Annotated in this window: 8 protein-coding genes and 1 pseudogene; 8 read left to right on the top strand and 1 reads right to left on the bottom strand. The window is 61.0% G+C overall.

Annotated elements, in window-relative coordinates; all coding sequences use genetic code 11:
• Window positions 1-756, bottom strand: a pseudogene (locus tag GHK62_RS18975) (SIS domain-containing protein); the annotation flags it as partial.
• Window positions 757-1,855: 1,099 nt separating this feature from the next.
• Here GHK62_RS18975 and GHK62_RS18970 point away from each other — a divergent pair.
• The 8 genes from GHK62_RS18970 to GHK62_RS18935 form a co-directional block, all read left to right on the top strand.
• A complete protein-coding gene (locus tag GHK62_RS18970; RefSeq protein WP_153440678.1) occupies window positions 1,856-3,661 on the top strand; it encodes an ABC transporter ATP-binding protein in 1,806 nt (601 codons plus the stop codon).
• The gene (locus tag GHK62_RS18965) at window positions 3,658-5,454 is read left to right on the top strand and encodes an ABC transporter ATP-binding protein (protein ID WP_153440677.1); all 1,797 of its coding nucleotides are present in this window, start codon (window positions 3,658-3,660) and stop codon (window positions 5,452-5,454) included. The genes GHK62_RS18970 and GHK62_RS18965 overlap by 4 nt, the downstream gene beginning before the upstream one ends.
• A gap of 113 nt (window positions 5,455-5,567) precedes the next feature.
• Window positions 5,568-6,629: a FecCD family ABC transporter permease gene (locus tag GHK62_RS18960; protein ID WP_153440676.1), complete on the top strand. Its 1,062-nt coding sequence runs from the start codon at window positions 5,568-5,570 to the stop codon at window positions 6,627-6,629.
• Window positions 6,626-7,414 carry an ABC transporter ATP-binding protein gene (locus GHK62_RS18955; protein ID WP_153440675.1) on the top strand — a complete coding sequence of 263 codons (789 nt, stop codon included), beginning with the start codon at window positions 6,626-6,628 and terminating at the stop codon, window positions 7,412-7,414. The genes GHK62_RS18960 and GHK62_RS18955 overlap by 4 nt, the downstream gene beginning before the upstream one ends.
• Before the next feature lie 202 nt (window positions 7,415-7,616).
• Entirely contained in the window at window positions 7,617-8,543 is a 927-nt protein-coding gene (locus GHK62_RS18950) for an ABC transporter substrate-binding protein (RefSeq protein ID WP_167528300.1), read from the top strand.
• Between the two features lie 584 nt (window positions 8,544-9,127).
• Window positions 9,128-9,544 (top strand): cytidine deaminase family protein, encoded by a 417-nt coding sequence (locus tag GHK62_RS18945; protein WP_202982048.1) that lies wholly within the window; start codon window positions 9,128-9,130, stop codon window positions 9,542-9,544.
• 209 nt (window positions 9,545-9,753) lie between these two features.
• Window positions 9,754-10,296 carry a TetR/AcrR family transcriptional regulator gene (locus GHK62_RS18940; RefSeq protein WP_167528299.1) on the top strand — a complete coding sequence of 181 codons (543 nt, stop codon included), beginning with the start codon at window positions 9,754-9,756 and terminating at the stop codon, window positions 10,294-10,296.
• Between the two features lie 207 nt (window positions 10,297-10,503).
• Window positions 10,504-10,777 (top strand): IS5 family transposase (locus GHK62_RS18935; RefSeq protein WP_234886962.1); only part of this gene is annotated, 274 nt, incomplete at its 3' end.

The raw sequence follows: 10,777 nt of genomic DNA, 5'->3' as shown, positions 1-10,777 counted from the left end.
AGGTGAAGGCCTTGGTCGATGCGACGCCGATCTCCGGACCGGCGAGGATCGGGAAGACGGCGTCGGACTCCCGCGCGATCGTCGATTCGCGGGTATTGACGACGGCGCCGATCTTCAGGCCGTGTTCCTTGCAGTACCGGAGCGATGCCAGCGCATCGGCCGTTTCGCCAGACTGCGAAATGAAGAGAGCGGCCGATTGCGGCGAGAGCGGGATCTCGCGATAGCGGAACTCTGAAGCGACATCGATTTCGACCGGCAGCCGGGCATAACGCTCGAACCAGTACTTGCCGATCAGCCCGGCGAGATAGGCGGTGCCGCAAGCCGAAAGCGCGAGGCTCGGCACCTTGGCGAAATCGATGGCATCGGAAGATGTGCCACGACTTCCGTATCGGTATCAGTGCGGAACTCGACACTCGACGCAGCAAGTTCATCCTTCAGTTCGGCGAAGTTCTCGATAATGCCGTTGTGGACTACCGCAACACCATCGGTGAAATGGGGATGTGCGTTGCGCTCCGTCGGCGCGCCATGCGTCGCCCAACGCGTGTGGGCAATGCCGATGCTGCCGGCCAGGGGCTCCTCTTTCAACTTCGCCTCAAGGTTGAACAGCTTCCCCTCGGCACGGCGGCGCCTCAACCGGCCTCCGTCGATGGTTGCGACGCCGGCCGAATCATAACCACGATATTCCAGCCGCTTCAGCGCATCGACCAACCGCTCCGATACCGGCTGATTACCCACAATGCCAACGATACCGCACATGTCCCTCTCCCCGCTCCTTCCATGCCCGTCGCGGCGCACTCAAAGCGCGGCACCTGAGCAAGGCCACATCAGTAGCTCCCGTATCGTCTTAGCCAGGCAATGATTTCTCCGGTGCGCATCACCTGCTGGTCGAAATTCGTGCTGAGCATCGACGAGCCGCGATACACTTAATTTGGCTAGATCAGCGCTTTCTAATAGTATGCAACAGACTGGAGAAATTGATTCTTTGGATCGCCCGCATCCACGGAGTGGATGCGCTAGTCAGGCGTTTCGAGGACCGTGGTGCGAATGCGTCGCGTAGAGGGCGGTGCCATATGAGGAAATCCGGTTGGAGCAGGCGCGTCCGCGGACGACGTGCATTTCGGCGGCGGAGCGCCGACCATCATACCACCAGCGGAGTTTCTCCCCCTAACGGAATTCCTGCGCCGCCGCTTCACGTTCAAGAAGGCGGCTACGGTCGCGGTCGAGGGTGAGCCCGCGAGGCTCGCAATCCAGGGCTTCGACCCCTTTCCAAAAGGTGCGTGCATTTCGAGGTACGGCATGCGACACTTTCTGTCCGGTTTTGTCGGGTCTGCTACACAGGCTCGTTCAGCCAATCTCCTACTATTCCTAGGCTATCATCACCCGGAGATACCGACGGGGGAATACGGATCGGGAAGGTTCCCAGCCCTCTAGGCGCAAGATCATAGGCCTTAGATAGGTGCAGCGCGTTGGCAGCTTCAATGAAGGGTGGCGAAGACTTGGACGCCACCCGAACAACGGGTTGAACCCAGTTCCAGGCTCGTGCGCAGACAGACCAATATCGCCCAGTCTTATATTGGGCGTCAGGGCTGTCGTTGGCGGGAGCAGGGCCGCCTTCGCGGTCTGCATAAAGTCACCGCATGATGGAACTTCGCGCATAGGTAAAGCAAATGACTGACCGGCAGCCACTTGACTGACCAATGGTCATTGAATTATGCAGGTGAAGATGAATGGCAAACTCATGTTTTCGGATTTCGCTCTCTGATTGTGCACCGCTCCGCTGATCGCGGAGCCTGTCAACATCGATGGATGTGCGCGGCTGGAGAGAGGGGACATGCGCGCAGAAGGCAAATAAGGAATGGGCTCTGTTCAGATCGAGGAAAGCTCGCTTTCAGCGGGCCGCCAGGCGTCAGAGAAGCCGCGGCTTCCGGGATTGGCGCCGCTTGCACGGCTGCTGAGGCCGGTTCACCGTCATCTCTTCATTTGTGCGGCACTGTCCGCGGCTGCGGCCGGCGCCGGGCTCGTGCCGTATATCGCTGTGGCGGAATTGGCTCGCGCCGTTCTTCCGCCGAATAGTCCCGCGTCGGTTGCAAACGTCGCATGGGCATCGGTGGGAATAGGTGCTGCAGGCGCAGCACTCCGCCTGGTGCTTGTCTTTCTGTCCTCGCGGATCGGGCACTATGCCGACGCCGAAATGCTGCACCACATCCGCAGCAGGCTCATCCGGCATCTCGGTCAATTGCCCCTGGGCTGGTTTCGCGCTCGAGGATCGGGCGCTGTCAAAAAGGCAATGACCGATGATCTCGAAGAGATGCATCAGCTTATCGCACATGCGCTCGGAGAAATGATCGGCGCGTCGGTCGCGATCATTGCAGGTCTTGGATACCTCGCCTTCGTTGACTGGCGCATGACGGTCGTAACGGCCGCGGTGCTGGCCTCGATGTGCGTCTTCTATCGCATCGCGATGCGGTCGATGACCCACCATATACTCCGCCTGATTGCCGCGGAAGAGAAGATCAGCGCGGCAAGCGTCGAATATGCCGACGGGATCAGCGTCGTGAAGGCGTTCGGCACCAGCGGCAAGGTGCTCGATCGGTTTGCCGAAGCGGTCCTCGAATACAAGCTTGCGATGCGCGACTGGGTGTTGGAGACGCGGTTCAGCTCGGCTGCTTCGCGGCTTCTCGCATCGGAAATGACGGTCCTCGGCGCGGTGATGATCGTGGGCCTTCCCCTCATTGCCGCCGGCCACCTGAACACAAGCTCGCTTCTTCCATTCCTGATCGTCGGCATTGGCCTGCCGACCTCAATCACCCCCGCGGTCCAAGGCTCGCAAGGGTTGCGCAAGGGGCGCGTCTCTGCTGCTCACATCGAGAGCCTGCTGTCCCGTGCGCCATTGCCGGAAGCTGACGAACCGCTCCGCCCGCATGGCCACCACATCGAGTTTGACGAAGTTCGTTTCTCGTATGATGGGAAAGCCGATGCCATCGCGGAGTTTTCGGCGATCTGCGAGCCCGGGACGGTCACGGCGATCGTCGGTCCTTCCGGTGCGGGCAAGACGACGATCGCGAGCCTGCTGCCCCGCTTTTACGATGTAACGGGCGGAGCAATCCGGATCGGCGGCGTTGACCTGCGCTCGATGGATGCGGCGACGTTGCTGTCTTCGATGTCGCTCGTATTCCAGGACATCGTGCTCCTGCGTGACACCGTCACGGAAAATATCCGGATCGGCCGCCCGAACGCTAGTGATAAGGAAGTCCGCGCGGCCGCTCGGGCGGCGCGGATCGAGGACGTCATCGAGCGATTGCCGCAGGGCTTCGACACACTACTGGGAGCGCAAGGCACGGGCCTTTCCGGAGGCGAGCGGCAGCGCCTGACCATTGCGCGTGCCATTCTCTCCCGCGCGCCGATCGTCGTGCTCGACGAGGCGACGGCCTCCCTGGACCCGGACAGCGAGGTCGCGGTCCAGGAAGCGTTGGCCGAGTTGACGCGCGGAAAGACCGTAATCGTCATCGCGCATCGTCTTCACACGGTCATGGGCGCCGACCAGATCCTGGTTCTCGACCATGGACGCGTGATCGAACGGGGGACGCACGAGGCGCTCCTCGGCAAGGGCGGGCTCTACGCGCGCCTGTGGGCTGCCCAACACTCAGGAGCACAGCAATGATCGGCAATCTTTACAGACTTTGGCCGCACCCGAAGCTGCTGATCCGTCTCGTCGCGCTGACGGCCATTCAGGCTGTCTTGCAGGGACTTCTGTTGGGGTGCCTGGTCCCGATACTGCGTGCATTGCTTCAGCCGAGGCCTGATTTTGCTGAGGCAATGCCTTGGCTGCTCGCGGGCGCCGTTGGCCTCGCCCTCTACTGGGTTCTGAACGTCATCGCGACGCCTTTGAGCTTTGCGGCCAGCATGGAGCTCGCCGCGCAGCTCCGGCATCACCTCATGAGCCACGTCACCACGTTGCCCTTGGGTTGGTTTACGGGGGATCGCAAAGCGCGGCTCGCACGTGCTATTACCGCCGATTGTAGCCATGCTGCCACCCTGACAGTGACGGTCGGCGCACCTGCGATCACCTCTACGCTCGTACCGGCGACCATTTTTGCCCTCACATCGTTCGTCGACTGGCGAATGGCGTTACTGTTTGCGGCTATCGCACCTCTTTCGTTCCTGGCGCTTCGGCGTTCGAGCCGCGTCGCGGCAGCAACCGAAATCGAACTCGAAGCGGCAGTCACGGAGATTGCAGGGCGCGCGATCGAGTTGGGACAGGCACAGCCGGTGCTGCGTGCCGCAGGACAGAGCGCGGGAAGCGTTCGCATGCGCGCTGCCCTGGACGAGCATCGCGCGACCTACCGCCGGGGGCTTGGGCGCTCATTGGTCCCCGACCTCACGTTCACCGGTGTCGTCATGGCCGGTTTCGTCGCGGTCCTCTGCCTCGGCGCGAAGCTGTTGTTCGACGGAGAAGTCCCCATTGCGGAGACCGTAGCTCTTCTCGTGCTGGCGGTTCGGTTCCTTGAACCCTTGGGGACGTTGATCGAACTCGTCGGCGCTCTGCGCGCCATGGACAATGCTGTCGCGCGTCTGCAGTCGATCCTTTCGACGCCTCCATTGCTGCAGGCCGAGGACGCCGCACGCCAGATCGCGACCGCCGAGATCGAATTCGCCGATGTGAGCTTCGCTTATTCCGACAAGCCGGCTTTGCGCGAGGTCTCTTTCCGCTGCCTGCCCGGAACAATGACTGCGCTCGTCGGTCCATCTGGGTCGGGCAAAACAACGGTCATTCGTCTGATCGCGCGCTTCTTCGACGTCGCAGAGGGCGCCGTCCGCGTCGGGGGCATCGACGTCAGAGCAATCGACCAGGCCACCTTGATGAACGACGTCGCGATCATCTTCCAGGACGTCTTCCTCTTCGATGACACGATCGAGCAGAACCTGCGCCTGGCAAAGCCCGACGCGACCAGCGAGGAGTTGGCGGCTGCCGCCAAGGCCGCGCGCCTCGACGAGGTCATCCACCGACTGCCGGAAGGATGGGCAACCCGTGTCGGTGAGGGCGGAGCGCAGCTTTCCGGCGGCGAACGGCAACGTGTTTCGATCGCACGCGCGTTCCTGAAGCGCGCCCGCATCGTGCTGATCGATGAAGCGAGTTCCGCTCTCGATCCGGAAAATGAAGCGGCCATCAGCCAGGCCATCGCCCAGCTCGCGTCGGATCGCCGGCGCACGGTGGTCGTGATCGCCCATCGTCCCGCGACGTTGGACCGTGCCGATCTGGTAATTGCGCTGCGCGATGGCGCCGTGGCCGAGATCGGTTCACCAGAGCAGCTTCGCCAGAGCGGCGGCGCCTTTGGCGCGCTCTACCGCCAGTACGAGCAGACTCGCGGCTGGCGCATCGCCGCGACGGGGCCAGCAAAGCAGCTTCTCAATCCGCTTACATCTGACGGCAGTCAACCACGGGGGCACGCGTGACCGAAACATCAAACAAGCGCGGTCGCGAAATGGTCACCAGCGGGAATATCGTGCGGCCCGGAGTCGGTCGTACGATCGGCGTCGGGGCGGCGTTCAAGTTCTGAGGGTCCGGAATGGAAAGTCTGCGCTTAGAAACTCAACCGCCCGCATCTTGGTCTCTCTTTGGCTCTCGGAGACTGATCTATGCCGTCCTGGGACTGGTGCTGACAGGGTCGCTGCTCCTCGGCGTCTGCCTGGGCCAATACTCAGTGACGCCGACAACAGTATGGGGCATCGTGACAAGCCCGCTCGGCTTGTCCACGTCCGACTGGACGATCATGGACGAGCGGATCGTCACCCTCTTGCGAGGGCCGCGAGTGCTCCTGGCGGCATTATGTGGCGCAGGGCTCGCAATGTGCGGCGCGGCGCTGCAGGGAGTATTTCGTAATCCGCTTGCCTCGCCTGAGCTCCTCGGGGTTTCCTCGGGGGCAGGTTTCGGCGGCGCAATCGCCATATTGCTGGGCGCGTCCGGCTTCGTCCTGATCGGAGCAGCCTTCATTTCGGGCATGCTGGCATTGCTCATCGTCGGCGCGATCGCGCGCGCTGGCGGAAGATCCGACATCACGACCACGATTCTTGCGGGCGTGATTGTCGGCGCGTTCTTCACTGCGCTTGTTTCAGCGGTTCAGCTTTTCTCCGACCCGCAGAATTCCCTGCCTGCGATCGTCTTCTGGCTGATGGGCAGCTTTGCCACCTCATCGTGGGATCGTTTGCTCATCGCCGCTCCGGCAATCGTCGCTGGAACGCTTGTGCTTTGGGCGATGCGGTTTCGTATCAATGTCCTCTCACTGGGGGAGGAAGAAGCCGGATCACTTGGCATTCCGGTAGAGCGCGATCGATGGTTGGTATGTGCCGCCGCATCGCTGACAGTCGGCGCTGCCGTCGCGGTGGCTGGCATCGTGGGCTGGGTCGGCATCATCGTCCCGCACGCGGCGCGTCTGTTGGTGGGGCACGATAATCGCGATGTTTTGCCCACCTCGTGTCTGCTCGGTGCGATCTACCTCAGTCTGATCGACACCTGTGCTCGCAGCCTCACGGCCGCGGAACTGCCGTTGGGTATTCTGACGGCGATCATCGGGGCGCCCATCATCGCTGTGTTGCTCGGGCGGATGGTCCGCGGCGGTGAACCGGCATGATTCGATTTGCAAACGCTGGTGTGCGGTTCGGCGCGCGCTGGATCTTCCGCGGGTTGGATCTTTCCGTTGCTTCTGGAACGACCTTGGCGCTGCTCGGTCCGAACGGTCGCGGCAAGACGACGCTCATTCGGTCGATCGTCGGGTTGATTCCCCTTAGCGAAGGGAACAGGAACGCGCCGAGCCTGATAGGGTATGTGCCCCAGGCAACCGGCGAGCCAGTCCGTTACACTGTTTTGGATATGGTCGTGATGGGTAGAGCGCGGCAGCTTGGCGTGTTCGGCTCACCGTCCGGCGAGGACTATCGTGCCGCGCACCAGGCATTGAGCACCGTTGGTCTCGAGGATCTGAGCGAGCGTCCTTATAATCGCACCTCCGGTGGTGAGCGCCAGCTTATCATGCTGGCGCGCGCGCTTTCGACCGGCGCTTGCACCATCGTTCTCGATGAACCGGCTTCAGCCCTTGATTTGGCCAACCAAAGCCGGCTGCTGGGAATTCTGAGGGAACTACAGAGTGACGGAGCCTACACGATTGTGTTCAGCACGCATCTTCCGCAGCACGCATTACATCTTGCGGACGAGACAATGATGATGATGCCGTCCGGACGGATCATTCGTAGCCAGTCCGCCAAGATTTTGTCTGAGCCGAATCTCGAGGAGCTTTACGGTGTGCCCATTCGGCGTGTGCCCATGTCAGGCAACGCTGACGCCATCGTACCTCTGCTCGACTCGCCCAAGCCCGTATTGCCCGCCGGCTGCTGCCGGGGAGACCGCAACCATGCATACTGACTATAGCAGACGTAACTTCGTTTCCGCCTTGTGTAGAGGGCTTTGCCTGTCGTCCGTCGGCCCCTGGCTTGTCGGGTGCGATGAGCGGTCTGATGGAGCATCCACAAGTGGCGAGATTAGATTCAATGATCTCACCGGTCATGAAATCATCCTCGATAGGCCAGCGGAACGAATAGTAGACACCGTGGGATCGGCGGCCGCGTTGGCCATCGCTGTCCATGGCTCGCCTTCGCGTCTGGCGGGCATTCATCCATTCACCCGCCCAATGTTGGAGAAAAGCTTCATAAGCCGCATCTTTCCCGAGGTGTTGCAGATCCCGAGCGATGTCGTGACCGGCAGCTACACTGCGAATGTCGAGCGGATCGCGAGGCTCAATCCGGACATCGTCATTCACTGGGGCGACTATGGCGAGGCGACGGCGACGCCGCTTCGCAACGCCGGTCTTACGGTCGCGAGCTATCGCGCGCTTCCCGGTAGTGCGGAGGAAACGCTGTACGCTTTTGCGAAGATGCTGGGCGACATGATAGGGGACAATTCGCGCTCAAACTATCTGCGCAAACTCGGTGATCAGGTCCGGACGCATCTCAGCGGCGCCTTGCATGCAATTCCGCAAGAGTGGCGGACGCGCGCACTCATTGTGACCGTTACCGGATCGGCCCTCTCAGCGTCTGGCGGTGATGGCCATGGTACCTACTCGTATCACCTCTACCGGGCCGGCGGCATCAATGTCGCGTCCGCCCTCCCGGACTTCAGCGCGGTCAGCTCCGAGCAGATCGCCAATTGGAATCCCGATGTGGTGTTCGTTTTCAATTCGGAGGGCGCCAGCCTTGAGCGCATCTATGCCGATCCGATACTGAGCGTGACCAAGGCCGCTCGAGCCCGTCGTGTCTATGTCTTGCCGATTGGCAGTCATAGCTGGGGCTCTCTCGGGCCTGAGGATCCCCTCGTCCATACCTGGATGGCCGAGCTTTTCTATCCGGAGCGTATGGACAAATCGATGCGTGGGCGAATGAAGAGCGCATATGAAAGGATGTTCGCTCGGCGCTTCACCGATGGAGAGCTCGATGAGGTCCTGCTGATGAGCACCAATGGTCAGTCGAACGGCTATGGGCGTTTCGCCCAAACCTGAGCGCTTGTTCGGACCACCGAAAGACCAGGCATGTGTGGATATCCCGGGCGATACAAGGGCTTTTCGGACGGTTCGAACGTAGGATCGGGTGCGGTCATGTGTCAAGCCTCTATCGAAGCGGCCCTCTATTTGCCGCGGGACCGGTGTGGCGATTGGAAGGGCAAGATTGCTGCTTGGGAGTAGTCAGGCGTTACGGGCACGCGGGCCCTCTCGCGGAATCTTGTTTCACACCCATCAGCAGCCGGTGGACTGGATGAAGCATACTACCTTGGTGGCTCGGTTAAAGGAGTTGCTTCGCGCCGGGTCATCCGAAGGTGCCTGGTGGATAGATGACCCCATTTCGCCGCCATGTTTTCGGGGCTTCATGGAGCGGTGGATACTGCCTTGTTCGGAGCCGAGCCGATCAACCGTAGCGGCTCGTTCGGAAGATGCGTGTAATGCGGGTCATGGCGCTGGAGACGCGACGGTCTTGCAATTGAGGTGGAAACAGAACGGCGCATCACGGCGTTCGTCGCCCGGATGATCCGGACGCCTTCATCCGTTCCAAGACCGGCCTGGCTTGCAACCGCGGGAGATGGGATACAATGACAGAAATAGAGATAGATTTTCGAGCACTCACGGTTGCCGCCGGGGCGGTTGCCGATGAAATGCCGTGTTCAGAGGATTGTAAAGCTGGCGGGGTTGGCTCTGCGTTAGTGTCGCACACCGGCGCTGTTTATACTGGACTATGCATCGACACTAGCTCCAGCCTTGGATTTTGCGCAGAGCATGCAGCAATTGCGGACATGCTGAAGCACCGCGAAACACGGATCGCCGGGATCGTCGCCGTAAGCTGTCACGGAACCATCTTCCCTCCCTGCGGCCGTTGCCGCGAATTGATCCGACAGGTTGATCCCGCCAACTGGCATACCCGCGTCCTCGTGGCTGAGGGCGTCGTTCTCCCGCTTTGTGAACTCCTGCCCTACGGCAAGGCCAGTGAGCCGCCACAGCTTGGTGCTTGAGTGCTCGCAGCCTTCACGTCTGCATACTCCCGGAAAGGGAGACATCAAAACCAACCGCAATCTGGTAGCATAAGGCCTGTCTTTAGCTTAAAAAAGACGTTGCGGTCAGTGACTGCGATTCAGTCAATGCGGGGATATTTCGCCATATGCCACAAAGGTCGCCGACAAGGCCGCGAACCAAGCCTCCGAAGGAACGCCGGGACGATCTCATGAATGCCGCACAAAGGCTTTTTCTTGAGAATGGGCTGGCCGCGACCACCATCGAGCAGATCACCTCGGCAGCCGATGTGGCGAAGGGGACCTTTTATCTGTACTTTTCTTCGAAGGAGGCCGTGCTGGCGGCATTGTCCGACCGCTTCACCATCCAATACGCAGCTATGTTACGGAGTAGCATTGAAGAGAGGCCGGCGCGCGATTGGAAGGGAAAGATTGCTGCTTGGGCGAAGACAGGCGTCACTGGCTTACTCGACGCTGGAGCTCTCGCCGAAATCTTATTCCACGCCCACCAGCGACCGGTCGACTGGAATAGGCATAAAACCCTCGTGACACCGTTAGGAGAGTTGCTTCGCGCCGGTTCATCCGAGGGCGCCTGGTCGATAGATGACCCCCATTTCACCGCCACGTTTTTGTTCTCGGGGCTTCATGGGGCGGTGGATGACGCCTTGTTCGGAGCCAAGCCGATCAACCGTAGCGAACTTGTACGGAAGGTACGTACGCTTGCTCTGCGGGTGGTGGCGCTAGATAAGGAATAGCGTAAGCCACCACGAACAGACCTGGATGCCGATTGCAGGATGCCACCTGATGTGAGCCGGAAGAACTCTAGGTGCAATCGACATTCAGGATTCCCATCGGTCCTTTGCTGTGATTCATAGGGTTCCGCATTTTGCAAGCGGAGCGGGGAGATGGGGATCAAGCGATACGAACTGAGCGAGGGGCAGTGGGCGCGGATAGCGGCGTAGTTGCCGGGCAAGGCTGGTGACCCTGGCCGGACGGGCGGCGATAACCGGCTGTTCGTCAACGGCTGTTTGTGGGTGTTGCGCTCCGGGGCACACTGGCGCGACCTGCCAGAACGTTATGGCAAGTGGAAGACCGTGCATCGCCGTTTCAGCCGTTGGTGCCATGCCGGCGTGTGGGAGCGGGTGTTCGCAGAACTGACCGCCGACCACGACAACCAATATCTGATGCTCGACAGCACCATCGTGCGCGCCCATCAACAGGCGGCGAGCGGAAAAG

This window comes from Sinorhizobium terangae (assembly GCF_009601505.1).
GTDB classification, from domain to species: domain Bacteria; phylum Pseudomonadota; class Alphaproteobacteria; order Rhizobiales; family Rhizobiaceae; genus Sinorhizobium; species Sinorhizobium terangae.
The sequence above is the reverse complement of the archived record's forward strand: the minus strand, read 5'-3'. Positions and strand labels throughout refer to the sequence as shown.

Bases quoted from the DNA above. Each gene is read 5' to 3' on its own strand.
- GHK62_RS18970 (WP_153440678.1), top strand. From the start codon at position 1,856: ATGGGCTCTGTTCAGATCGAGGAAAGCTCGCTTTCAGCGGGCCGCCAG.
- GHK62_RS18965 (WP_153440677.1), top strand. From the start codon at position 3,658: ATGATCGGCAATCTTTACAGACTTTGGCCGCACCCGAAGCTGCTGATC.
- GHK62_RS18960 (WP_153440676.1), top strand. From the start codon at position 5,568: ATGGAAAGTCTGCGCTTAGAAACTCAACCGCCCGCATCTTGGTCTCTC.
- GHK62_RS18955 (WP_153440675.1), top strand. From the start codon at position 6,626: ATGATTCGATTTGCAAACGCTGGTGTGCGGTTCGGCGCGCGCTGGATC.
- GHK62_RS18945 (WP_202982048.1), top strand. From the start codon at position 9,128: ATGACAGAAATAGAGATAGATTTTCGAGCACTCACGGTTGCCGCCGGG.
- GHK62_RS18940 (WP_167528299.1), top strand. From the start codon at position 9,754: ATGAATGCCGCACAAAGGCTTTTTCTTGAGAATGGGCTGGCCGCGACC.